General features: G+C 40.9%; 21 protein-coding genes and 1 pseudogene. 4 read left to right on the plus strand and 18 right to left on the minus strand.

Annotated features, from left to right (window positions below):
• Nucleotides 1–273: 273 nt before the first annotated feature.
• The gene (locus ACYQ2C_RS05090; RefSeq protein ID WP_460100652.1) at nucleotides 274–1,062 is read right to left on the minus strand and encodes an SDR family NAD(P)-dependent oxidoreductase; all 789 of its coding nucleotides are present in this window, start codon (nucleotides 1,060–1,062) and stop codon (nucleotides 274–276) included.
• Nucleotides 1,063–1,240: 178 nt separating this feature from the next.
• Between ACYQ2C_RS05090 and ACYQ2C_RS05095 the strand changes: the two genes are divergently transcribed.
• Nucleotides 1,241–1,804 carry an NADPH-dependent FMN reductase gene (locus tag ACYQ2C_RS05095; RefSeq protein WP_460100649.1) on the plus strand — a complete coding sequence of 188 codons (564 nt, stop codon included), beginning with the start codon at nucleotides 1,241–1,243 and terminating at the stop codon, nucleotides 1,802–1,804.
• A gap of 373 nt (nucleotides 1,805–2,177) precedes the next feature.
• On the opposite strand, the gene leuA is transcribed toward ACYQ2C_RS05095, so the two are convergent.
• Nucleotides 2,178–3,857, minus strand: coding sequence for a 2-isopropylmalate synthase (leuA, locus tag ACYQ2C_RS05100; RefSeq protein ID WP_460100646.1), 1,680 nt, complete (start codon nucleotides 3,855–3,857; stop codon nucleotides 2,178–2,180).
• Between the two features lie 393 nt (nucleotides 3,858–4,250).
• On the opposite strand from leuA, the gene ACYQ2C_RS05105 reads away from it, so the two are divergent.
• Nucleotides 4,251–4,721 carry an Lrp/AsnC family transcriptional regulator gene (locus ACYQ2C_RS05105; protein WP_460047630.1) on the plus strand — a complete coding sequence of 157 codons (471 nt, stop codon included), beginning with the start codon at nucleotides 4,251–4,253 and terminating at the stop codon, nucleotides 4,719–4,721.
• Between the two features lie 278 nt (nucleotides 4,722–4,999).
• On the opposite strand, the gene ACYQ2C_RS05110 is transcribed toward ACYQ2C_RS05105, so the two are convergent.
• From ACYQ2C_RS05110 to tkt, 6 genes are all read right to left on the minus strand, one after another.
• Nucleotides 5,000–6,145: an acyltransferase family protein gene (locus tag ACYQ2C_RS05110; RefSeq protein WP_460100642.1), complete on the minus strand. Its 1,146-nt coding sequence runs from the start codon at nucleotides 6,143–6,145 to the stop codon at nucleotides 5,000–5,002.
• Nucleotides 6,146–7,525: 1,380 nt separating this feature from the next.
• Entirely contained in the window at nucleotides 7,526–8,173 is a 648-nt protein-coding gene (locus ACYQ2C_RS05115; RefSeq protein WP_460100639.1) for a hypothetical protein, read from the minus strand.
• A gap of 90 nt (nucleotides 8,174–8,263) precedes the next feature.
• The gene (locus tag ACYQ2C_RS05120) at nucleotides 8,264–9,424 is read right to left on the minus strand and encodes a phosphoglycerate kinase (protein ID WP_460100637.1); all 1,161 of its coding nucleotides are present in this window, start codon (nucleotides 9,422–9,424) and stop codon (nucleotides 8,264–8,266) included.
• Nucleotides 9,425–9,586: 162 nt separating this feature from the next.
• Nucleotides 9,587–10,207 (minus strand): LysE family translocator, encoded by a 621-nt coding sequence (locus ACYQ2C_RS05125; RefSeq protein WP_460100634.1) that lies wholly within the window; start codon nucleotides 10,205–10,207, stop codon nucleotides 9,587–9,589.
• Between the two features lie 101 nt (nucleotides 10,208–10,308).
• On the minus strand, nucleotides 10,309–11,358 hold the full coding sequence (locus tag ACYQ2C_RS05130; RefSeq protein ID WP_460100632.1) for a type I glyceraldehyde-3-phosphate dehydrogenase: 1,050 nt from the start codon (nucleotides 11,356–11,358) through the stop codon (nucleotides 10,309–10,311).
• Nucleotides 11,359–13,359 (minus strand): transketolase, encoded by a 2,001-nt coding sequence (gene tkt, locus ACYQ2C_RS05135; RefSeq protein ID WP_460100662.1) that lies wholly within the window; start codon nucleotides 13,357–13,359, stop codon nucleotides 11,359–11,361.
• A 657-nt stretch (nucleotides 13,360–14,016) separates the two neighbouring features.
• Here tkt and ACYQ2C_RS05140 point away from each other — a divergent pair.
• Entirely contained in the window at nucleotides 14,017–14,181 is a 165-nt protein-coding gene (locus ACYQ2C_RS05140) for a hypothetical protein (RefSeq protein WP_460047355.1), read from the plus strand.
• 224 nt (nucleotides 14,182–14,405) lie between these two features.
• Here ACYQ2C_RS05140 and ACYQ2C_RS05145 read toward each other — a convergent pair whose 3' ends face one another.
• The 6 genes from ACYQ2C_RS05145 to ACYQ2C_RS05170 form a co-directional block, all read right to left on the minus strand.
• On the minus strand, nucleotides 14,406–14,894 hold the full coding sequence (locus tag ACYQ2C_RS05145) for a hypothetical protein (RefSeq protein WP_460100630.1): 489 nt from the start codon (nucleotides 14,892–14,894) through the stop codon (nucleotides 14,406–14,408).
• 238 nt (nucleotides 14,895–15,132) lie between these two features.
• Nucleotides 15,133–15,573 (minus strand): hypothetical protein, encoded by a 441-nt coding sequence (locus ACYQ2C_RS05150; protein WP_460100627.1) that lies wholly within the window; start codon nucleotides 15,571–15,573, stop codon nucleotides 15,133–15,135.
• 549 nt (nucleotides 15,574–16,122) lie between these two features.
• Complete coding sequence (locus ACYQ2C_RS05155; protein WP_460100625.1) at nucleotides 16,123–16,338, minus strand: hypothetical protein; 216 nt, start codon at nucleotides 16,336–16,338, stop codon at nucleotides 16,123–16,125.
• Complete coding sequence (locus ACYQ2C_RS05160) at nucleotides 16,331–16,636, minus strand: Tse2 family ADP-ribosyltransferase toxin (protein ID WP_460100623.1); 306 nt, start codon at nucleotides 16,634–16,636, stop codon at nucleotides 16,331–16,333. Before ACYQ2C_RS05160 ends, ACYQ2C_RS05155 begins: the two co-directional genes overlap by 8 nt.
• A gap of 234 nt (nucleotides 16,637–16,870) precedes the next feature.
• Complete coding sequence (locus ACYQ2C_RS05165; RefSeq protein WP_460100620.1) at nucleotides 16,871–17,548, minus strand: hypothetical protein; 678 nt, start codon at nucleotides 17,546–17,548, stop codon at nucleotides 16,871–16,873.
• A gap of 175 nt (nucleotides 17,549–17,723) precedes the next feature.
• Nucleotides 17,724–18,005, minus strand: coding sequence for a hypothetical protein (locus ACYQ2C_RS05170; RefSeq protein WP_460100617.1), 282 nt, complete (start codon nucleotides 18,003–18,005; stop codon nucleotides 17,724–17,726).
• A gap of 816 nt (nucleotides 18,006–18,821) precedes the next feature.
• Between ACYQ2C_RS05170 and ACYQ2C_RS05175 the strand changes: the two are divergent.
• Nucleotides 18,822–19,181, plus strand: a pseudogene (locus tag ACYQ2C_RS05175) (IS30 family transposase); the annotation flags it as partial.
• Between the two features lie 39 nt (nucleotides 19,182–19,220).
• Here the strand turns inward: ACYQ2C_RS05175 and ACYQ2C_RS05180 are convergent.
• The 4 genes from ACYQ2C_RS05180 to ACYQ2C_RS05195 form a co-directional block, all read right to left on the minus strand.
• The gene (locus tag ACYQ2C_RS05180; RefSeq protein WP_460100614.1) at nucleotides 19,221–20,162 is read right to left on the minus strand and encodes a DUF4435 domain-containing protein; all 942 of its coding nucleotides are present in this window, start codon (nucleotides 20,160–20,162) and stop codon (nucleotides 19,221–19,223) included.
• Nucleotides 20,162–21,481 carry an AAA family ATPase gene (locus ACYQ2C_RS05185; protein WP_460100612.1) on the minus strand — a complete coding sequence of 440 codons (1,320 nt, stop codon included), beginning with the start codon at nucleotides 21,479–21,481 and terminating at the stop codon, nucleotides 20,162–20,164. The genes ACYQ2C_RS05180 and ACYQ2C_RS05185 overlap by 1 nt, the downstream gene beginning before the upstream one ends.
• A 524-nt stretch (nucleotides 21,482–22,005) precedes the next feature.
• Nucleotides 22,006–22,635: an energy transducer TonB gene (locus tag ACYQ2C_RS05190; RefSeq protein ID WP_460100610.1), complete on the minus strand. Its 630-nt coding sequence runs from the start codon at nucleotides 22,633–22,635 to the stop codon at nucleotides 22,006–22,008.
• Between the two features lie 289 nt (nucleotides 22,636–22,924).
• Nucleotides 22,925–24,397, minus strand: coding sequence for a TonB family protein (locus tag ACYQ2C_RS05195; RefSeq protein ID WP_460100608.1), 1,473 nt, complete (start codon nucleotides 24,395–24,397; stop codon nucleotides 22,925–22,927).
• Nucleotides 24,398–24,427: the final 30 nt, after the last annotated feature.

The following is a 24,427-nucleotide window of genomic DNA, read 5'->3' on the forward strand; positions in this document are numbered from 1 at the left end:
ATTGTGAAGAAATTGGAAATCGCATTTTCAATTTCTGTCCTCTGATTAAATCATGGATGAGTTAATCAGAGGTTCCCATATATTAATACATAGTAGCTTCGAATAATAAGTGCAAAATATATAAAAACTCGGAGTTTACAGTAGCATCAGAATGTATCGCCCACCTCAAGAGCTTTAAGTAATTGAAATAGTGAATCGCATGTTAAATTTCATTAATCTGATTAATTCATAAATGAATTAATCAGACATTTCTATACATCGTTAAAAGAACCATTAAACACACGCTCGAACCACACCACCATCTACCCTAAGTGCAGCACCTGTTGTTGCCGATGCCAACGGACTGCAAACATAAGTCACCATGTTGGCAACTTCTTCTGTGGAGGCAAAACGTTTTATTAACGAGCTTGGACGAACCGATTTAAAAAATTCTTCTTCAAAGGCTTCGAATGAAGCACCGCCGCTGATTTTTTTCACAAAGTCATCAACACCGTCGGAGTGGGTTGGCCCAGGTAAAATGGAATTTACGGTTACACCGGTTCCGGCGGCGTACTCGGCAAGACCGCGTGAAATTGCCAGTTGTGCTGTTTTGGTCATACCGTAGTGGATCATTTCAACCGGTATTTGCACGGCACTTTCACTACTGATAAAAATAATTCGCCCCCAATTTTCCGCCATCATCTGGTCTATGTATAAACGACTTAAACGCACACCGCTTAATACATTCACCTCAAAAAAATGACGCCATTGTTCGTCGTCTATTTCGGTAAATGTTTTCGGCTCAAATATCGCCATGTTATTTACCAAAATATCCAATTTGGGAAATTCTTTTTTAAGTCTTTCTGCATAGGTCGCGTTCGCCATGTCTCCGGCAAAGCCTTTTAATTCGGCAGTGGGGTTTTCTTGTGTAATTTTTTCAATGGCAGCGGTAACAGATTGTTCACTTCGGCCATTGATAATAACCTTTGCCCCTTCTTTAGCTAGGGACTTAGCCGTGGCAAATCCAATACCTTTGGTTGAACCAGTAATGAGTGCTAGCTTTCCCGATAATTTAAGATCCATAAATAACTCCAAATAAAATAAAAATTCAAAATATTTGATAGGGCTTTAGAGTCTGGTTCCTTCAACTAAGACGATGAACAACAGCAGTTATTTCGGTTAGAAATCGAATATTAAATCTCTATAATAACTCACATATTTAAAGCCAAAATTCATTTCAAAAATTCAGAGCTAAATTAAAATGAGCAAACGCATTTTGTTTTTATCCGGTTCAACCCGAAAAGATTCTTACAATACTTTACTTGCCAAAGCCGCTTGTAAAATTGCTTCGCAAAAAGGTATCGATGCCGAATTTATCGATCTTGCTGAATACCCAATGCCTCTTTTTAACCAAGACATTGAAGCAGAATCGGGCGCACCAGAAACTGCAAAATTATTGAAAGAACATTTCAGAAATGCAGACGGTTTTTTTATTGCCTCGCCCGAATACAACTCAACCATTACACCCATTTTAAAGAACACCATTGATTGGCTATCTCGCCCCTACGAAAAAGACGAACCGCGCTTGGTATGTTTTGATAATAAAGCTGCGGCTATTTGTGCAACTTCACCGGGTGGTTTAGGCGGTCTTCGCGCTTTAGATCCACTCCGTTTGTTGCTTTCGCACATTAATGTGAACGTTGTTGGTCAACAGCTGGCGATCCCAAGTGCTCATGAAGCCTTCGATGCAAATGGTGATTTAAAATCTGAAATGCACAACGCCATTATGAGCAGCATTATTGATACACTTGCTCGCATTGCTTAAGTGACAGGCATTAAAGACCGAGTGGCCTCGACGTGCAACTCGGTTTTTGCAAATCGACAAAGCAGCAAATAATTGCTTTGTCTTTGCGATTTTTATTGACTGTAGAACAGTAAATAAAAATCGCTAACATAATTGAATTAAGGAAACTCTAGTTAATCCCGAGTTTCCGGTGACACAAGGATGTGTCGCCAATTTCAAGAACGGTGAGTGATTGAAATTGTGAAGAAATTGGAAATCGCATTTTCAATTTCTCCCCTCTGATTAATTCATGGATGAGTTAACCAGAGGTTCCTTAAGATGGCTCTTATTTTTTACTGTAAAGCAGTCTTAAATTAATGATATAAAAAAAGCCGCATTAAGCGGCTTTTTTTGTTTAAGCAACAACTTCAACAGAGCAGGTTTGATGACTGGAGGCTTGGTTAACACACACCAAAATGGCATTTAATGTTGCACTAATGGTGTCTTGATCTTGGCTAATGCCGTTGTAACGCTCGCCGTCGATTTTCACCTGTAAATACGCGGCGGCGGTTGCATCGGTACCCGAACCAACCGCATGCTGGTCGTAATGAACAATCTCAATATTAAGATCAAGGGCTTTTTCTAAGGCATTACAAAACGCCGACAAGGCACCCTCACCTTTACCCTTGATACTTAGCTCTTCACCGTTCTCGGTTTTGATGGTTGCCTGAATCGCTTCAAGGTCGTTAGCACGATCTAACGAATAACTCTGCAAGCGATAGACATTTGCCGACGCCATAAACGACTCTTTGGTAATTTCCCAAATTTGCGCAGGGCTAACTTCTTTCGCTGAAGTTTCGGCAAAACGCTGTACCGCCCGACTGGCTTCAATCTGCATCCAACGAGGCAAAGACAAACCGTAATCTTGCTCAAGTACGTAGGCAACACCACCTTTACCAGACTGGCTGTTAACACGAATAATGGATTGATAATCGCGGCCAATATCACGTGGATCAATTGGCAAGTAAGCGACATCCCATGGTTCGTTAGGATCTTGCTGCGCTAAGCACTTGCGAATGGCGTCTTGATGGCTGCCCGAAAACGCGGTGTAGACCAATTCACCCACCCAAGGATGACGTGGATGCACTTCAATTTGCGTGCATTCGGCAACTACACGCACAATTTCATCGGCGTTAGAAAGATCTAACTCAGGATCAATACCTTGGCTGTATAAATTCATCGCCATGGTAATAATGTCCATATTACCGGTGCGCTCACCATTACCCATCAAGGTACCTTCAACTCGATCGGCGCCCGCAAGTAAGGCAAGTTCGGCAGCGGCAACACCACAGCCACGATCGTTGTGAGTATGAACGCTGACAATAATCGAATCACGACGGTTAATTTTGTCGCAGAAGGTTTCGATCTGGTCGGCGAATACGTTAGGTGTCGCGCATTCTACGGTTGCAGGTAAATTGAAAATGGCTTTGTTGCTAGGTGTTGGTTCCCAAACATCAATAACGGCGTTACAAATTTCTACGGCAAAGTCCACTTCAGTGCTAGAGAAGCTCTCTGGTGAGTATTCAAAGGTCCACTCGCACTCTGTGTGCAATGCGGCCTTATCTTTAATTTTACGCGCGCCTTTTTGAGCAATTTCAATGATGCCTTCTTTGCTCAAAGAGAATACTTTTTCACGCTGTACGGGCGATGTGGAGTTATAGACGTGCACTACCGCGCGCTTGGCACCTTCTAAAGCTTGGAAGGTGCGGTCGATCAATTCATCGCGCGCCTGCACCAATACTTGAATGGTAACGTCGTCGGGAATTTGGTTTTCTTCAATTAACCAACGACAAAAATCGTAGTCGTGCTGCGATGCCGATGGGAAGCCGATTTCAATTTGCTTAAAGCCAACTTTGACCAACAATTTCCAGAGGCGCTGTTTTTGCGCCACGGTCATAGGTTCAATCAGCGCCTGATTACCGTCACGCAGGTCAACCGCACACCAAATAGGTGCCGACTCGATTTGCTTGGATGGCCAAACACGATCGGGTTTGTTTAACACAGGAAAACGACGATATTTTTGGTGATTGAACATAGTGGTGTTCTCAACAGTAGACTTTAACAACGCATTAAATACGAACGACAATAACAAACGGACAACCTTCTATAGGTTTTTAGGTCATAGAAGGCCGTCCAATGATCTTTTGACTAGCTTAGCAACCTTTTGGGTCGCTTTTTACCATCAAATGGATTTTATAAGAGCCTTGTGGGCTCGGGTTACTGGCTTTGGTTAACACAGCTTCCTTTCGATACAGCTATTGTAGCTAACTAAAAAGAGCTTTTTGTGCTAAATTTACAGAAATAATCTTACTTTTAAGCAACAAATCGCTACATATATTAAAAATATTAGCTATTTATAGCTATACAAATTCGACACTATTACGATCGAACAAGATCCACCTCAGTCAGTCATGTTTTGGAGATCCCTATGATCAAGCTCGACCGTACCGACCGACGTATTCTCAGTGAAATCCAGAAAAACGGTAGCCTTAGTAATCTAGAACTGGCTGAAAAGATAGGCCTGTCGCCGTCGCCGTGCTCCAGACGCGTGAAGGCGCTAAAAGACGCGGGAATCATCGGCCAGACCGTTACTCTTCTCAGACCCAAACCACTAGGGCTAACACTTACGGCCCTGATTCACATTAGCATGGACAGGCATACACCCGAGCGATTCGAATACTTTGAGTCTGAGGTTGCTAACTTTCCAGAAGTACAAGAGTGCTACTTAATCACCGGCCAAGCCGCCGATTACGTGCTGAAGGTGATTGTGAAAGATATGGAAGCTTACCAGCAGTTTTTGTTGGAAAAGATCACTCGACTGACCGGTGTTACCGGTGTTCAGTCGAGCTTTGTGATGAAAAAAGCCAAAGACTCTACGGAATTGCCTATTGATGTTTAAACGCTAGAAACTCTTGATGTTTAAACCCTAGAAGCTCTTGATGTTTAAACCCTAGAAGCTCTTGATGTTTAAATTATCTACAACAATCTGCGTGCAGCATGGCTTAAGGCAAAAAGGTACTCGAACGCTATAAATCCTTGAGCACCTCTGTACTATGGCTTGTGTCTAGGTAGCAAATTTTAATCAAAAAAGTAAACACGCCTAAGCACGGCACTCCCAACGGCACACCTAAAGGAACCTCTGATTAATTCATTCGTGATTTAATCAGAGAACAGAAATTACCGCATAGGATTGTGCATCGCCATGCGAAGCTGCAACTGATCCGTGGTCAGCTTCACCGATAACACAACCGCTGAGACTAAAAATATTCCGGCAATGACCAGCATCGACCAAGATAGATGCATGTAAAGACCAACCGCCAAACCCATCAATACCAACAGATAAGAAGTTGCCGCGCACCATAGGCCGCGAGAATGACTATAAAACTCGTTGCGATGAGTAAGAATAGGACGCTCAATAAACCAAAACAAAAAGGCGGCCATCGTGTAACTCATCGCCACCGCAGCTAAATTTTCAAGCGTTTGATTTTCAAGATTGAGTTTTTTGAAAACAGCACCAAAAAAAACTGCACCCAACCAATGATTCAAATACAACGGATACGACATTCCACCAAGTAATGTACCCAAACTATGCTTTTTACCGGGAATTGCCAAAAACAACACCAGAGAAATTGCGGCAAAAGGTGCAAACACCGCGTAATTATCAAAGAAAAATAAACCTGTCACAGCAGCCATGCAGAACAACAAGCTGACGAGTCTAAATTCCCAACGTATAACCCACTCCATTCGGCGAGAAAAAAAGATTGCCGCGAGCACACCCAAAGTAATTGCACCGTAGGCTCCAGCAGCAATTAACAACCCTGCCAATAACGCCCATACCAATACACGATAACGAAACTGAAAGACCAGAATAAAAATCAGCGGCGCAATTAAATAGAATTGCTCTTCGGCGTTTACGCTCCAAAAGTGATTACCGGCTCCACCCAACGGCATGCAATTAATGCATTCGCTGATTTGCGGTGGACCAAATAAGTTATAAACCCAAGTAATTTTAAAGAAGATAAACTCTAGCCATTTTTGATCGACCGTGTCTTTAAATAAACTGGCAATAATTAATAGACACAACGCAATGTAATAGGGCACCCAAATGCGGGTTACGCGCGCGAAATAAAATTTCGGCAAGTCTTTGCTTTGGGTATTTAACAAAATGCCGCCAATCAACCAACCACTTAGCGCAAAAAAAACATCGACGGCAAATTTAGCCCCAATACCCCAAGTAATGATGTCGTAATGAAAAAGCATCACGACGCTCGCCAGAACAATTCTTAAATAATCGAAATAAGGAAAATACGTATTTTTACTCATGCTTAACCCAATTTTCCTTTAAATGTAAATTTGTCATACTCTTGGTAACAAATACAACAATCCCTGTATCTGTATACGCACGAAAATACGTGGTTTAAAAAACGCCATAATTGTGCACAGAATTCTAATACAACACTTTTACAGGCGTACAAAACACCAATGTAAAAAGAAAAATAAACTTTGCAAATGTGAATTTAGTAACAATCGATGTGTTAAATAGATCGATTAAAACCACAAAAAGGTGGCTCTGGTTTAAGAATGGTTACATGTTGGAATTATTAGATGGCGGTTAATTAGCATTAATTACGCCATTAACCTATAAGCATTCAAATTGATAAGAATCACGCGACGCAGTCTAAAACAAAAAGCTGAAAAATTCAGCCCCTGCGTTAAGTTAACCTACATTCAAAAATATGCATTTGAACTTTTTCTTTAATGTTCTCTGTTTGAATTTCATAAACAACGCCGAACAAGTTTGCCAAGCTCATTGATTTTATCGAATGTTCAGCTAGTTAATCGAAAAATATATTCAAGAGATAACTGGCGTAAGCACCCTAAAAATAGATCGTTCAAAAAATTGAAAAGCTTCACAAGAAACCAATCGCATTTTTATACGGTTATAAAAAATCAGATTATTTATAACCTTTACGATCTATAAAACAAGATATAGCTAATTTATCCAGCCGGATAAATGTCTTTTTAAGCGAAGAATTCAATTAAAAATATAGGAAACTCTGATTAACTGAGAGTTTCTTTCGACACAAGGAAGTGTCGCCAATATCAAGAACGGTAAGTGATTGAAATTGTGAAGAAATTGGAAATCTCATGGTCAATTTCCGGCCTCTGATTAAATCAAGTATGTGTTAATCAGAAGTGCCTCTAGTGTACGCTGAGTATTGCGATGAAATCTTTTTTTGGAACCAACAATTAGAAAAGCACAAAATAAAGGAGCCATTAATAGAAAAACCACAAATGAAAGAATCAAAAGCACCCTTTTGAATGACTTATTAAAAATGGGCTTAGATTATTTATGCGTATTCAAATAATAGGAAACTCTGATTAACCTAGAGTTTCTCGCGACACAAGGATGTGTCGCCAATTTCAAGAAATGTAAGTGATTGAAATTGTGAAGAAATTGAAAATAGCATTTTCAATTTCTGCCCTCTGATTAAATCATGGATGAGTTAATCAGAGGTTCCAATAGAATAATCAAATGATTTGAAATGCTAGAGAAAATTATCCAGTCGCAGGGGAATTGTGTGCAATTTAATGGAGATAGATGAAGAAAATAATCTTGAATAAAAAATCAAAATAAGCAAGATAACTCTGGCCACCGATTTCTTCATAAGACAATACGGCAACCAGAGTTGGCAAACCCCGTTATTCTTTTACTTGGAAATGTTCAGGGTCCATGTAGCTGAGTCGCATGGTGATTTCACCGACCTTGTTCAGCTCCATAAAAAGCATCATCACATTCAATTGGCCTTTCACTCGAATACCCGCAGGAATATCGAATAGCACGACACCATCTTCGTTAGAACGGATATTTAGATTTTGTTTAGATCGCAGTCTTGGCGCCACTTTTTTGAGTAGCTGATCCACCGACGCTCGAAATACTTCTAAGTTAAAACCTGGACCAACGTACTCTTTGGCGCTAAGGGTAAGGTTTAATTTTAGCTTAAGCCGACCACCAACCGTGATATCGCCCAAAAAGACTTTTTCGCCTTGTTTTAAGCGCTTAAATAATTCTTTAGCGCGCAACTTTGGTGCTTTAGAAATGGCGCGCAGTAAAATACCGCAGCCTAAATCCAATACCTTTGGCAGCTCGACTTTAAACTGGGTTTCTTGACCAGAGTTAGGAGTAATTACCGACGATTGACGAATACCGGGAAATTCACTTTCTGGGTGTTCTGGCTTAAGGTCTTGTTCAATTGTGTTCTCAGCAACTTCGACGGATTCTTGTGCGTCTAAATCATTGCCTGCAACTGAAGTGTTCTCGGTTTCTGGGTTGTTTTCAAAATCGGCCATTTACTTAGTATATCTCTGTAACAAAGTTAAAATCCTTTCAGACGTGTATTTGCCATCATAAACAAATACACGCCATCCTCGCATCAACCGTTACTGGGCGCGCTCTTCTAAAACCGCTACCGCTGGTAAGGTTTTGCCTTCAACATACTCTAAAAACGCACCGCCACCGGTTGAGATGTAGGATACTTTTTCGGTGATGTCGTATTTATCAACCGCCGCCAAGGTGTCACCACCGCCAGCAATTGAGAATCCTGCGCTGTCTGCAATGGCCAAAGAAATTGCTTTTGTACCTGCGCCGAACTGATCAAATTCAAAAACGCCGACAGGGCCATTCCAAATAATGGTCTTGGCATTTTTTAGCATGTCAGCCAAAGTTTTAGCAGTCTCTGGGCCAATATCAAAAATCATATCGTCGTCGCTAACATCGGCAGCGGCTTTTAATTCGGCTTGGGCAGATTCAGAAAACTCTTTACCCACCACAACATCGGTCGGTAGTGGAATGCTGCATTTTTCCATTAAGGCTTTCGCCTTTGGAATCAAATCATCTTCGCACAGTGATTTACCCACTGGGAAACCAGCCGCTGCTAAGAATGTATTGGCGATGCCGCCGCCCACAATTAGCTGATCCACCTTGTCAGACAGAGTTTCAAGCACTTCTAACTTAGTTGACACTTTTGAACCGCCCACAATTGCCAATAACGGGCGTTCTGGATTCGCCAAGGCTTTTTCTAACGCATCGAGCTCGGCCTTTAACAATGGGCCTGCGCAGGCAATTGGCGCAAACTTGGCAACACCGTGCGTTGATGCTTGGGCGCGGTGAGCGGTACCAAAAGCGTCCATAACAAATACATCACACAAAGCGGCATAATCTTTCGATAACGCTTCTTCGTCTTTTTTCTCGCCTTTGTTGAAGCGAACATTTTCTAATAAAACGACTCCGCCTTCAGCAACATCAAATTCTTCGCGAAAATCTTTAATTACCGGAATTTCAAGGCCAAGCAAATCGGAGATATAACGCGCAACCGGCGCCATGGAGAATTCTTCGTCGTATTCACCTTCGGTTGGACGACCCAGGTGAGACATAACGATAACTTTTGCTCCGGCTTTCATGGCGTGCTCAATAGTCGGTAGCGATGCGCGAATTCGAGCATCAGAAGTTACCACGCCACCTTTGACTGGTACGTTCAAGTCTTCGCGAATTAATACGCGTTTTCCTTTTAAATCTAAATCCGTCATGGATAGTACAGTCATGGGTTTTCTCCTACTTAATTAAATGCCGTTGGAAATTTTTAATATTATCGATACAGGTACTACAGAACTTTTATTGAGCAAATTATCGCGATAACCACTGCCAAAACCAATCACTCAAAATCGTCTGGCACAATAGCGCTTTTCTATTTAGCGTTTTCTTATTTAGGTTCTAGCGAGCATAGAGCCAGCGGCGACCAACATGGCGCCTGCTGCCGAACGATACAGGTATTTTTGTGCTTTTGGATTTACCAAGAATTTGCGCACCGCCAGTGCACCCAGCACGAAACTACCACCCACAACAATCAAGATCATAATGGTTGCCGGTACCAAACCGTAGGCCCAAGCGCTGAAACTCACCGCTTGGACATCAATAACCACCGGTAACAATGCCAAATAGAATGCGATGGTTTTTGGGTTGCTCAACGTAATGGCAAACCCCGAAGCCGCCGCAGAGAACAACTCTTTGTTATCGACAACCTTTGCTTGCAAAACGCCATGTTCGGCAGTCCAAAATTTCCACGCCAAAAAGGCCAAATAGAGCGCGGCAAGAATTTTAATAACAATAAAAACTTCACCGAAATTCTGCGCAATAACCGCAAGACCAAATACGGCCAAAGATAGATAAAAAAGATCACCCAAGATCAAACCGCTTAACATGGCAAAACCCGATTTAGCGCCGTTAGCAACACTGCGTGCAACCAAGGCCGTCATGCCCGGACCGGGAATGGCTGCGGCGATACCCAGCGCAACGGTGTAAGCAATTAACTGTGAAAATTCGATCATAGAAACCTCTTTGTTTACGCAATCGTAAACTTGCTATTAATACACAGAACTCACGTTGGCCTTATCGATTCGATCGATGCATTCACCACAAACTCAAGCAGTTACCATAAACTCGACCAATAGGCGGCGACATCAATCATACGATTCGCATAGCCCCACTCGTTATCAAACCAGGTGTGCAAGGCCAAGTGCCGATTGCCAACCACACGAGTTTGGCTGGCATCAACAATCACCGAGCGACAGTCGTGGTTAAAGTCGCAGGATGCCACCGGCTCTTCGGTATAGCCCATGATCGACCCGTAATGATTAACCGATGCCGACTTTAAGGAGTCGTTCACCTGCTCAACGGTTACCGCTGAGCTTAGATTCAAGGCAAAATCAATCGCCGAGACGTTTACCGTAGGCACGCGCATCGCCAAACTTTGAAAACGCCCTTCGAACTCGGGCATTAAACGCTCGATACCCAAATGCAGACCGGTATCGACCGGAATAATAGAATTAAACGCGGAACGCGTTTTGCGCAAATCAGTATCGTGGTAAGCATCAATGACCGGCTGATCGTGCATGGCCGAGTGCACAGTCCACGTAATGCCTGTTTCTATACCAAAGGCTTTGTGAATCGTCTCGATCACCGGAATGACACAGTTGGTCGAACAAGAACCACTAGAAATAATCGTTTCTGCGCCTGTAAGTGCCTGATGATTAAAACCAAACACCACCGTGGCATCAATCTCGGCGGTAGCCGGGTGAGAAAACAGCAAATGCTTCGCGCCAGCGTTAATATGACGCTCAGCGGTATGGCGATCGGAATAGCTACCGCTGCACTCTAAAAGCAGATCAATATTTAAGGATTGCCATGGCAGCTTGGCAGGATCGGATTCGTGTAACAACAGAATAGATTGACCATCAACGAGTAAATTTTGACCATCAACAGAAACCTCCGCCGGAAACAGCCCGTGTGTGGAATCGTATTTGGTGAGATGCGCAATGGTCTGAGCGTCGGCTAATTCATTGATCGCGACGATTTGAAACTGAGAAGACAACGGTACGGACGAGTCAGACGTGCGAGCTGGATGCTGGCGCTCGAACAGGGCGCGCAATACGCAACGCCCAATTCGTCCATAACCATTAATAGCAACGCGTATGGTCACTTAGTTCGCCAAGACGCCTTCAACAGCGGCGACAACTTTTTCGCTAGTAAAGCCAAAGTATGCCATCAAGGCGTCGCCCGGCGCTGATTCACCGAAGGTTTCCATACCAACAACCGCGCCATCAAGACCCACGTATTTGAACCAGAAATCTTTGTGCAGAGCTTCAACGGCCACGCGAGCGCGCAAAGCCGCAGGTAAAACGGATTCTTTATAGGCTTTGTCTTGTGCTTCAAACACTTCCGGACACGGCATAGAAACCACATTAACTGCCACGCCTTTTGCTGCTAGGGCATCAGCAGCAGAGACTGCAAGGCCCACTTCTGAACCGGTAGCAATCAAAATGGCTTGTGGATTTTCCACCGCTTTGATGACGTAACCACCGCGTGCAGCGTTGGAAAGTTGCTCGTCAGTACGCGGCATTGGCTGCAAGCCCTGACGAGAAAACACCATTGCCGTTGGGCCATCACGACGCTCAATAGCCGATTTCCACGCAATCGCAGATTCAACCGCGTCACAAGGGCGCCAAGTGTGCAGATTTGGCGTGCTGCGCATGGAGGTCAATTGCTCAACCGGCTGATGGGTTGGGCCATCTTCACCCAAACCAATCGAATCGTGGGTGTAAACAAAAATACTTTGCTGCTTCATAAGCGCAGCCATACGCACGGCGTTACGGGCGTATTCCATAAACATTAGGAAGGTTGCGCCGTAGTTAACAAAACCGCCGTGCAGGGCGATACCGTTCATCATGGCGCTCATACCAAATTCACGCACACCGTAATAAATGTAGTTACCGTCGCTGTCTTTAGCGTCTACACCCTTGGCGCCAGACCAGAGAGTCAAGTTAGAACCCGCCAAGTCCGCTGAGCCGCCCAGTAATTCTGGCAACAAAGCACCGTAGGCTTCGATGGCATTTTGAGACGCTTTACGCGAGGCAATTTTTTCGGATTTCTCTTGGCATTCAACAATGTACTGCTGAGCTTTTTCGGAGAAGTCTTCTGGCAATTCTTGCTTGATTACTCGACGCTCAAACTCCGCAGCCAATTCTGGGTAAGCCGCTTGGTAGGCTTCGAACTTTTCTTGCCACGCCGATTGCGCTTTAGCACCGGCTTTGTGCGCGTTCCAACCGTCGTAAACAGACGCCGGAATATCAAAGGCTTCGTGTTCCCAGTTTAAGGTTTTACGAACAAGCGCCACTTCGTCGGCACCTAAAGGCGCACCGTGACAATCTTCCTTACCTTGTTTGTTGGGTGAACCAAAACCGATTACAGTTTTACAACAAATAATGGATGGTTTATCGGTTTCGGCGCGGGCGCTTTCAACCGCTGCTTTAATAGCATTAGCATCGTGACCATCAACGCCCGGCACAACATGCCAGCCGTATGCCTCAAAGCGTTTTGGGGTATCGTCGGTAAACCAGCCTTCCACTTCGCCATCAATAGAGATGCCGTTGTCGTCATAGAAAACAATCAGTTTTCCAAGGCCCAAAGTACCCGCTAACGAACACACCTCGTGAGAGATACCTTCCATCAAACAGCCATCGCCTAAGAAAACGTAGGTGTAGTGATCTACAATCTCGTGACCGTCGCGGTTAAACTGGCCTGCCAACACCTTCTCGGCGACTGCCATACCAACAGCGTTGGCAATACCTTGGCCTAGTGGACCGGTGGTGGTTTCAACGCCCGGCGCATAACCGTATTCAGGATGGCCCGGAGTTTTTGAGTGCAATTGACGGAAGTTCTTTAGATCATCAATCGAAAGATCGTAACCGGTCAAATGCAGAAGAGAATAGATCAACATAGAACCGTGGCCGTTAGAAAGCACAAAACGGTCACGGTTGGCCCAGTTAGGGTCAGCAGGGTTATGCACCAAATAGTCATTCCACAAGACTTCGGCAATATCGGCCATACCCATTGGGGCACCTGGGTGACCAGAGTTGGCTTTTTGGACGGCGTCCATACTTAAAACGCGAATCGCATTGGCTAGTTCTGTGCGGGAAGACATGGGCTCTTGGCTCCTGTTGAATAACTGATCGTCGATACAAAATCGACCTGATTTCGAGCGGGCGCCATTTTCGCTTAGCTGAGCTTGCAGGTAAACCGCAAATTTGGAAAAGTGCACGATATATGCTTCAAAACTTAAAGAAACAACCAAAAAACGCAACTTGGTTAGTACTACAAGACCAACTTCTTTTCGCTGACCCAGCCCAACGCCCAAGATTCCTGTGTGTGAAGCGCACACGATAAACCTTGATGGCAACACAACCGTTTAATGATCATTGCTAGAGAGTCGGGAAGTGACGGATCAGCTCCTACCTTCTAAATAGCGTGAAGCCACTCAAACACTTAAGAATAGAAACAGCTTACACACACTTAGCCATGGCTTTTAAACTTGAGCCCACAAACTCAACGCTCGATTGAGAACCCACAATCGCCAAATTATGCAAGTCTTCAAATATTAGGCAAACCAGATTAAATTGAAAGGGTTAAACAATTGACGGACAAGCGCAGTGAAAAAACGCCGATAAAATTCGACGTCAGAGAAAACAAGCTCAATAGCTTAAATTGGAAAAAGCATCCTAAAAATGAGGCACATTAGATATAAGCTAAAAAAGTAAACAATTCCACATCCCATGCTTTAAAAATCGAGGCTTAAAATTTAATGGATAATAAAGATTTAAAGGAAAAACTAGAAGAAGCCAAAAGTCGGCTTAAGAAATTCAAAAAAAATTCAACAGTAAGCCAACAAGAAGAACCCGACAACTTAGTCAGCGGGAATTTAGATGAGTTAGAATTACGAAGAAGAGAGAAAAATAACGATGAATAAAAAAGTAATATTAAACAGCAAATTAGCCAGCGAACTAGAATCTGCAAAAAAGAAATTGGAAAACGTTGATCTAGAGAAGATCAGACAAAACAACAAAAGAGCCTCAGCGGCCAGAAACTCTTCGACTAAACCTAACAATAAATCCATTTATTAATAAGCTTGCAAGCTAAATTACTTATAAATCTTTCTGATGCTCTCCGAACAAAAATCATGAGCTGAAATAACTAATAAACTTTAACTTCTTCAAATATCAGCCCTTTAAAATTGTTAATTTCGTAAATTCTTTTAAATTCATCGGTGCAATAACTGTATACAAGAAGATCGGTATCACTTTTAAAGACGGCGGCACCGCCAAGAGCCTCTTCCTTAAAAGTTACATTGTCCAACCCAAGGTGAACACCTGAGTCAATAACATCGACGGCCTTATCTTTATTAATACCTTCTTCTGGAATAACCAGCAAAGTATTAAACACATAATATTTTACGTTGCTCACACAAATAGGTAGAAATTCTCCATATTTCTCCAGCAAATCTCTAAAAACATTGTACGCAACTTCATTTAAAACTAAGTTACCAGTAGACCAAGTACAAACATCTGGCACAGTCCCAGCAGGATCACCTTCATAATTCTTACTAGCAAAAAAAGTGGCATTCGGAGTGACCCAATCAGCTGCCTTCGGTTTTGCTAGATATCTGGGTGAATAATCAGGCATCTTGCCCCATAGTTCATCATATTGTAGCAGAAGAGAGTATGTATTTTGGTAGTCGTGTAGTAACTTGTAGGTCATAACTTACGATTTTTTTAGTAAATCATAGAGTTTTCATAACATTAGCGACAAGGCCTGAACCATACGAAACTCAAACTCCAAAGCAACTAAAAGTACACGTAACTCCACTCATCCTGAAAAATTTGAACTCAAATCCGTGTCTCAAACTTCAAGTCAGGTTTTTTTAACACCCTTTAGGCTTTCTTTCGGATGCAATATATTCAGATTTACTTATGACATTATAAGTCTCTAAAGAAACCTCAAAACCATTTCTTTTTACAAACTCTTTTTTACCAGAAAATCCAATATACTGAGCTGTACTTTCTAAAGACATACCTTCGCTGATAGGCACATTTATTTGATCCACTGGTATAGCCAGCATCACTTCACCGTCGAATATCGCGTAACCATCAACCTTTTGCTTTAAATATGAAAGTGATCCAGGAGAGGTAAACCCATTCACAAGCTTCTTGCACCAGCCACTGGTGTCAATGGCAAAACCATAGCGTATCGGATCATTTCCATTGCTCTTTTTATTGGAATTTTCCTCCTTTATACACCCGCCGATCAACATAATTACCAAAGTATATAAAGCTACTAAAACCTTCTTATTTCCGTATTTCAAACGAGCCGCTCCTCATTAACAGCATTCTGTTTCCCATCTAATCTTATGAAATCCAATATTATTTTACTCACATACATCTCCCATAAGCACAAAGCCAAGTTCCTCTGTGAGGGCAGGTGCTACTTTGGTTATGATTTTTTTCTATTTGCCAAAACTGTAAGAAACAACGAAAGTAATGAGCTTATGAAAAATCCCAGAAGAACATAAGTAAAAATGTAGGGTGCATTCTCCATTCGCTGCGATTCATGCAAATATGGAAACGATAAATTATCATAGGCGTACAGATAAATTCCAAAGTTTAACGATAGCGTAAAGAGAACTAATAATGAATTAACTAGTAGTTTTTCATTTTATCTCTCAGAACCATATTTCCTTACTTTTGTTGAGGTCAGACACAACCCCAAAAAGTTCATAAATTGATCACACATACATACGGTAAGAAATACTGAAAGAAAAAAATCAGATGAATTCCATTCATACCTTCAACACGTGCAGCTGTTCCGTGAAGGCGAATCTGTAACGGAAAAGCTTTTACAGTGCTTGGTATTGTTAGCCTTTTTCTTCCAACTTGAGTCCATAGGAATTTAACGCGCCATACTGAATGGTACGTTTTGCCCCCTCCAAATCTTGAAGTTTATCATCCCACTTAAGCTCTTCATCTTCGCTTGGAGCGCTAAGAGACATTTGTTCTAAATATTTTTCATAATGGAGTAATGACTCCCAGATAAGGTGATATTCTTTTACCAGAATTGTGGGATCAGACACGCTGTAACTCCATAGCTGTAATTAATCGTACTCTGCTTCTATCCATACCAAGCTCTTCGAGAAGCCCAAGATACTTTTTTAGAGGCATATTTCTTTCAGGTGCAATCATGTAATGGCCATCATGCCCGGGGCGTAAATCTCGTACTAGCTTGAGACCTTGCGGTATAGATGCGCCCTTCCTTATTTTCCAGATTTTCTTCTTAGGTCTTTTCATACTCGGCGTAATGTAATTAAAGGCCGAAAAGCCGTTTCCGTTAGCTATAACAATATCAACTCCGTTGATTTTGCTTATAAGCACGTCCTTCCATGCTCTATCTTCGGAGAAGTCCGGCTAGTTTGCATTACCCATTCGATATAGGTGTTCAGTGAATTCATTCACATCGTAAATATACAGATCTTCCAAGTTTATCATTCGGTATTTTCCTTTTGTTGTGAATTTAACTTGGTTAACGACACAATTTATGGGCCGTTGAAGCGAAGTGTAAACTGCTCCGCAAGATTGTTTTGTTAGTTGCGATGGTTGTCATTTAACTTAATCTATCAAAAGAATCACATTTTTATAGAGTTTTTTACGTGGAAAAGGCCTGTCTATTAGCCAGCGCGGATCTTCTTCTCCAGAGGTGATCAATACTTCATATGCTCCGGTGAGTCCGCTTCCCCAACTCAATAAGACATAATCTTTATTATTGCTCACATGAATAGGCCAACTGCTCATAGAAAACAGTATATTTTTTCCTCTGAGAGATTCTACAAATTTATCATGCGTTTCTGTTGTTGGGTATCCCAAGTCTAAACTACTTACCCCGGATATTTCGGCTTCAATTTTGACTAACTCCGCAGCACTTAAATAGACGTCGCGATCTAATTTTTCCATTCGATAGTAAAATCCATCAACGGAGTTCGGACGAAGAGGAGAAAGCAAAAAAATCACCGCGACCCCAGCTGTAAAGCAAGCCAAATAATTCTTACTGTTTCTTTTGTCTGATCTCCGTAAATCCATCAACATCCAGACTAAGACAACTATTGGCAAAATAAATATCGGAATAAAAATAAATGGAGTAAAGAACCCTAAAAATGCAGGATCGACTAGGTAGCCACTTATCCATCCTAAAAAAGACGAGACGACTACCATCACCAGAACAACTACTAGCTTTAGATATTTGATAAAAATTGTCTCCGTGACATTTTGGTAACTAACGCCCCACAACAAACCGTCAGAACATCGTGGAGCGAGTCCGGCAAAAGGCGCGCTTTTTAACGCCTTTTGAGTGGTTGTTGTGTTTGTTGTGTTTGTTGTGTTTGTTGTGTTTGTTAGTTGTTGTGTTTGTTAGTTGTTGTGTTTGTTAGTTGTTGTGTTTGTTAGTGTTTGTTAGTTGTTGTGTTTGTTAGCTTTTGTTTTGCTCGCATACGATAAAGTTGTGCATTAAAGTAACTGACCCCGGTATTTCAGTTTCAAAACGATAATACCCAGGTGGCCCTTCGTCTTTTGCGCAACTTAAATTTATATCACCTATGCTTACATCAATACCATCATATGCTTTAGGAATATTGATGGTGTATTTACCTTCTGCATTTGTTACAACCCTACCTGATGAAGCGACGCTTGGCATACCGCTTAATGTAATTTGATATTTCATATTCACATAATAGATTTCTACACCTTCCATTGGCATTCCGGATTGGTTCAAAACCTCTCCAGTAATTTGTAGATTCCTAGCAGATGGAAATATGGTACACGCACTCAATAAAGTTATTGGCGCTAGCATGGATAATTTATATGCTCGTTTCATAGTAAAGCTGACGCTTTGCTTTGCGACGCGCGTTAGCGCGTCCGGCGGAGGCCACGTTTTTTGTGGTCGGAACGAATAACAGCAATTTGTTATATCGACTTAAGTTCTTTTTAAGATGAACTGCATAATTGATAGCAGTTATTACTTGAAGCCAAGAAATATTATTTGCCATTATATCTTCTCCAGAAATTAGTTTGTTTATGCCAAGATATACGTATGAAAAAATATAATGTAGGAACAAAGAAGATAATTGATACAAAATATGTTAGTAAGCCGAAAACGACACCCAAAACTATATTAACTATGAAATAGTATGAATTTGAATGAAGGTATTTATATTTATTTTCGGCATCTGTGTATTTAACCAAAACTATTGGTACACCAATCAATAGAATAGCTAATATCGCTAGCATCACCAATATGACTTCCATTCATACCTTCCTACTTAATGCCGCGTAAAGGCTTTTTTGGAGCGCAGCGGAAAAATTGTCCGGCAACAACGTCTTGTTAAAGATCGCGAATTCATAAACTAACCGCGACACTTTTTATCATAAAGAAGGTAAGCTGGAATACACACTTTTCCTCTCCCGCCAAGAAGATGGTCCAGTATGTATAACCAGCTTACCTATGAAGAAAGAGTAACGTTTTCAACGTTAAAGTTGCAAGGCTTATCGATTCGCAAGATTGCAACGCTTGATTGGCAAATTGCCCAACAAATCGACCAAAGAATTGAATCAAAGAGTTCTAAAACTGATTCTACAAAACGCTTCTCAATTCAAAACAATTGCTTCTGATAATGGTACCGAATTTCATCAGTACCAAGCAATTGAAGAACTCAGTGGTGTGACCTTTTACTTTGCTACTCCCTACCATTCTTGGGAGCGCGGTTTAAGAGAAAACACCAATGGATTAATCCGGCAATATTTACCCAAAAACCAAAGCATGGAATCTGTAACGCAACACCAATGTAATTACATTGCCAAGCAACCCAACCAACGACCACGAAAATGTTCACAATATAAAACACCAGAGGAAGTCTTTAATGAACATTAACTATTTTTGTCGCGCTTCAAACTTGAAGTCAGGACTTTTTTAAGCTGCTTGATTATCGAGCTCAAAACATTCTAAAAAGGTTCTTAGACAGTCAGGTGTATCTGCATACTGACTCAACTCAGAAATAGCATTTGCTTTAGTTAATTGAAGTTTGACATTCCCTTTATTGCCAAAAACTACTCTACCATTTTTTCTGCATCGATCGAGTTTCAACTTACTTAAAAAAACCCGATAAAAATCAAGATTTTGCTTGCCCCTATACCAGAGTTCAGCATCTCTATTTCTAAAATACTCCTGTGATTTCTCATGGGAAATCAGCAAATCTTCTGCCAACTCAGGAAAAATAGAACTCGGTGATGACTCCGAATATTCTTTTGTTACACCAAAAAGGTCTATGTTGACCAAGGCATCAATATTCACATTATTAATGTTTAGCCTTCCAACTGCATCGCCAGAACTCTCCATTAGCCTTATCTCTTTAATGAGATAATTGAATCCTTTAATGCAGGTTAAGTATTGAGACTTGATTTCACGATATTTCTTCATGCATATTTCAAAGCACTCATGTTCACCGCAAGTATCATTCACTCCGAACTCAGCCGAAAGAACACGAGCGAATGCAGCCCGTGAAACATATAGATTTTCTACAGAATAGCAGGGAGTGATATATAGATTCGATAATCCTGACAAACTCCGATTATCATCAAAATCCGAATCGACAAAAAACAGGCATGAATATTTTTCATAAGTTTTATGGTCTTTTATTCGTTCCATGATGCCGATTACATTTGACTTTCCGTTACAATTCACACCTGCCCAGGTTATGTCTGGACGGATGGTGTTAATTCTAATTGAATAGTATTTCTCATCTTCTCCTTCAAAAAAAGCTGGAACCTTACCTTTAGAAACAACTCTAGTAAACTCCAAAAACTTTACAGAAAGTGAATCTCTTGATTGTTTTAATTTCTCCACTCTAGACATTACAGCTCCTTAATGTACTCACTAAGATCAACTGTATTTTTCTCTAAATCATTCTCAAATATGAAGGGTGAGTGAGTGGTAGAGAATAAAAATTTGCATTTCCCTGATGAAACGATATCTGGTAGCAAAGTTTTTTGCCATTCAATAGATAGTGAAAGCTCTGGTTCGTCAAAAAATATTGCTAAATCATCTTTCTTTTGTAGGTAAAGTAATGCGAAAAGAGAAATTATTTGCTTTTCACCAGAAGAAAGACTTTCAATATCTACTCTATTTCCGTTTTTCTTTCTAATAATTTCAATAGTTACATTGCTTTCGTCATAAATGACTTCCTTGTCATTAAGGTATCTATTGCTGACTTTGGTAAACTGCTGAATTGCTTCATCATTTTCCTGTTGCTGCTCATAGACCTTTAAAAGATTACTAACGAAATATATTAGTGGGTCATGCCCAGTTTGAATTGTTCCATTTTTGACCAACTCCAATATTTGCTCTTTGTGGCTTGGAGATATATTTTTTCCAATTCTTTCAAGAACAATCTCAACTGCCCTAGGGCTAGATACAGAATCTTTCATTTCTTTTGTGACAGAAAACCCACCAACAAGCTGAGAGAGCATTTGTCCATTTATTTTCGAGAACCATTCAACTGAAGAACTCAAAATTTCAGATGTTATTGTTTCTATACTTCTACTAACATCGCTCATTCCAAAGTTAATAGATGTATGACTAAACCTAGATCTATCTTTTACACCACTAAAAGCACGAATATCTTCTTCAACACGTCTATATGTTGGTAGATATAGCGTTTTTAGAGGGAATTTTTCTTTAATACGATCCAGCTTTTTTTGAGTGTCTGAGTTGATTTTCCTGTTTGGTCTGCTCCCCCTAACTTCTCTCAAATAGTCTCGAAGAATAGAGGGTGGTATATCAAGCTCCCGCATAGCATGGCGAAACAAATTTGATCGTTCTATTTGGCCCATCGGGTATTTTCTAACATCATCAACTAATTCAAGGATAAAATCTTCACCAAGGCGAGATTCAAGGTGTTCGAAAAAACTATGGCTCTTTATATACTCTAAGTCTGCATCGAAATCTGATTTTTTGAAGGATACCTCTGTTCCATCTGTGAAAATCAAACCAATAGTTTCAAAAACCACCTTTCTTAGTTTTGAAACATCACCCGAAGTCAGTGCATAGAATGAATTTAGGATAGTTGTTTTTCCATATCCATTTTCAGCGACAAGTATTTTAAATTCGGAATCAAACGGAATTCTTACATTCCTTTCTTCAAAAAGGTTGTTTATATAAAACTCTTTAATCATTTGTACCTCCATAGTGTCAATTCCGATGGTGACTTAGGGTGCTAACAGTTTAATAGATGTTTTTACGGCGCTTTTTCCCGCATTTACCGTCACAGCCATATCTATCTCAAGTAAATTTCTCCAAACGCTATCTCGAAATCTTTACTTGGTCAATGCTTGTATCTATTTGGCATTTAATTCATCTTTTTTTAATTTCCACACCACTGAATATTAAAAATATCGCCAGTTAATTAATTGATCGTCATTTATTTTTAAGATGTTTTAGGAAAGCTATTTAGAAAATGGCGGGCTTTATGTGTTTTAGGAATTTCAATAAAATTAGAAAAGACTTTTAGAGTGCGGCAACTAAATATTCTGTTTATAAAATTAAACTGAATACCGATTAATTGAGAAGCTTTAGCGACACAAATCAGTGTCGCTAGTTTAAAGAGTGGTAGGTAATTGCAACTTAGAAGATTGTTGATTTATTTTCTAGCTTTTGCCCTCTGATTAATTTACAAGAAATTAATCAGAGGGTTTTAAAGCTATTTTTCAATGGTAAATCGTATTCTTTCAACAATAGGCCCGAAGGTATTAACGCCTTCGGTTTCTTTTGGTTGAAATTTCCATTTTTCTACGGCGCTTAGTGCCGATCCTTCAAAATAGCCTTTGGGCTCTGCGCGAATTACGGTAACGGATTCGGTGTAACCAACCGGCGAAACAAAATATTGTACGTCTACAAATCCTTCTATGCCGCGACTCAATGCATTACGCGGATATACCGGCGAGGCCGAGAGACGTTTTACCGGCGCACCGGTGTTAAAGTCGATACCAAACTCACCATCAATAATTGGTGGTGGCGGCAAAGTCACGAGAATATCAATGACTGAGGTGAGTGTAGTTGTAGGATTTATTGCTCGCTCAATAACAGGTGGCGGTATTATTTCTTCGGGTGGTTTTGGTCGCGAGTATTTTTCTTCAACCGGGGGTGGAGTATCAAAAACCGCAACCACAGGAGCAGGGCCGCCTTCGTCTTCAATCGGTTTATCATTATAGGCAACCAACCTCACCATTAACAATAGCAGCGCGCAGGTTAATATCACACCGGCAAACACAAATGCCAACCACTTTAAAAACCGTTCAAACATCCATGGAGCTACAGATACTATTTGCATAAATTCACCTCAAAAAAAAGACATAGGGAGCCGCCGGCATTAAAAACACCGAATAAAAAACAATAGAATTAAAAAGCTTTTAATTAAGTGGGCGAAAGCTCAAGTAATAGAAATACAACGAGCCAATTAATGAACCTTTGATTAACTCATCCATGATTTAATCAGAGGACAAAAATTGAAAATGCGATTTCCAATTTCTTTACAATTTCAATCACTTACAGTTCTTGAAATTGGCGACACTTCCTTGTGTCGCGAGAAACTCCAGGTTAATCAGAGTTTCCTAAATACATTAAATATCAAAATAAAAACGTATTTTTTTAAGATCGGAATCGGTTTTGTCAAACCAAAAATCGTCTAGTACAGCGAGTACAGAATTTTCAAACACGCCCATAGGATTTGCATCGGTAATGCGGGCATTAAACACATGTCCGTGTTCATCGATAAAAAACTCAACGTTTACCTCGCCCGACAGTGAATCGAATCTGGCTTGCTCTGGGTACTCAGGCAGTAATAAGCGCGTAGGTAAAAATCCTGCCACACGAACATTTCCTGTTGGGAAAAGCAATGAGTTATCAAACGCCGCGGGTATAAACTCTACCCGCGTTAGTAATTCTTCAATTGGTACTTTTGAATTTATCACCGGCAGGTCTTCACGGTTATCAACATAAGAATTTGATAATAATTTTTTGGGAACGGTAATTTCCAGAATATCCTTTTTTTCGAATTCAGATTTTGCATCCAAATCGATATAAAGCGTTTGCACCGGTAAACGCTCTGTCGCTACCAACTGCCCATTATTTTGCGCAATAAATTTCACGTTAATAATGACCAATGGAGATAACACCAAGGCCATTATTATGCTTAACACGCAAAGCGATCTTGCAGAAACCGGCCCACGATCAACGTAAGACGATAGCACTCGCAGCACGCGCTGAAAAAAGTCAGAACCGGTCTCACCCGACGTGATAGCCTTACCAGCGGTTTGCGCCTGAGCTTTAGAGTTTAGCGACAATAACAATTGCGAATAGATTTTTTTGGGCGACTGCTGATTAGCAGCCATGCTTTCAACCAAATAATCGTCGCAGGCAAGTTCTGCCAAAACTTCGGCTTTTTTACGAATCTTCCAAACCGGCGGTAGCCACCAAAATAGCGCGCACAATAAAAACAAGCATTCCGACTTAAGCCAATCGCGCCGTTTGATATGAGCGATCTCATGATTAAGTACACATAATTGCTCTTGTTCGCTAAGCTGCAAGAATGCATCGCTGATTACCAAACGATTTTCGCCCAGTAAAGCATCACCCCACACGTAAGCAATGTGATTTTTTACAGTGGTTTTTTTAAGATTTACATTACGCAAACCATAGTGTTTTACCAATTTGTTTATATTTTTAGTAAGTGTACGAGGCGCAGAATTAAAAGGTATTTCGTTGTGAAACAGGTCATATAAACCAAGCCAACGATAAAACAACAGAAAAAACGTAATAAAACTGAGTACTGCAACCGCAAAAATTTCGTGTTCGGTAAATTTGCTCAAGGGATTAAAAAAAGCTTTATTAACAATAGGTAATTGCAAATTTATAGAGACTAAATTTAATGCCGAAAATAATAGCGAAACTGGAATAAAAAATAACGATAAACAAATAATGCTATGACGAAAACTGGCCGACTCTTTTTTTAAATCCGACAAGATCGCGCCAATTACCACGCAAATAAGCAAGGGCTTTAACACAAAAACGATAAACAACTCGCCGATCGGCATAGCAACTTCCTGTGTAGCTCTATTGTTGTT

The sequence above is a fragment of the Sessilibacter sp. MAH3 genome, from assembly GCF_054658275.1.

Bases quoted from the DNA above. Each gene is read 5' to 3' on its own strand.
- leuA (WP_460100646.1), bottom strand. From the start codon at position 3,857: ATGTTCAATCACCAAAAATATCGTCGTTTTCCTGTGTTAAACAAACCC.
- ACYQ2C_RS05190 (WP_460100610.1), bottom strand. From the start codon at position 22,635: ATGCAAATAGTATCTGTAGCTCCATGGATGTTTGAACGGTTTTTAAAG.
- ACYQ2C_RS05180 (WP_460100614.1), bottom strand. From the start codon at position 20,162: ATGTCTAGAGTGGAGAAATTAAAACAATCAAGAGATTCACTTTCTGTA.
- tkt (WP_460100662.1), bottom strand. From the start codon at position 13,359: ATGTCTTCCCGCACAGAACTAGCCAATGCGATTCGCGTTTTAAGTATG.
- ACYQ2C_RS05195 (WP_460100608.1), bottom strand. From the start codon at position 24,397: ATGCCGATCGGCGAGTTGTTTATCGTTTTTGTGTTAAAGCCCTTGCTT.
- ACYQ2C_RS05095 (WP_460100649.1), top strand. From the start codon at position 1,241: ATGAGCAAACGCATTTTGTTTTTATCCGGTTCAACCCGAAAAGATTCT.
- ACYQ2C_RS05140 (WP_460047355.1), top strand. From the start codon at position 14,017: ATGGATAATAAAGATTTAAAGGAAAAACTAGAAGAAGCCAAAAGTCGG.
- ACYQ2C_RS05115 (WP_460100639.1), bottom strand. From the start codon at position 8,173: ATGGCCGATTTTGAAAACAACCCAGAAACCGAGAACACTTCAGTTGCA.
- ACYQ2C_RS05105 (WP_460047630.1), top strand. From the start codon at position 4,251: ATGATCAAGCTCGACCGTACCGACCGACGTATTCTCAGTGAAATCCAG.
- ACYQ2C_RS05110 (WP_460100642.1), bottom strand. From the start codon at position 6,145: ATGAGTAAAAATACGTATTTTCCTTATTTCGATTATTTAAGAATTGTT.
- ACYQ2C_RS05170 (WP_460100617.1), bottom strand. From the start codon at position 18,005: ATGGAAGGTGTAGAAATCTATTATGTGAATATGAAATATCAAATTACA.
- ACYQ2C_RS05185 (WP_460100612.1), bottom strand. From the start codon at position 21,481: ATGATTAAAGAGTTTTATATAAACAACCTTTTTGAAGAAAGGAATGTA.
- ACYQ2C_RS05125 (WP_460100634.1), bottom strand. From the start codon at position 10,207: ATGATCGAATTTTCACAGTTAATTGCTTACACCGTTGCGCTGGGTATC.
- ACYQ2C_RS05120 (WP_460100637.1), bottom strand. From the start codon at position 9,424: ATGACTGTACTATCCATGACGGATTTAGATTTAAAAGGAAAACGCGTA.
- ACYQ2C_RS05145 (WP_460100630.1), bottom strand. From the start codon at position 14,894: ATGCCTGATTATTCACCCAGATATCTAGCAAAACCGAAGGCAGCTGAT.
- ACYQ2C_RS05090 (WP_460100652.1), bottom strand. From the start codon at position 1,062: ATGGATCTTAAATTATCGGGAAAGCTAGCACTCATTACTGGTTCAACC.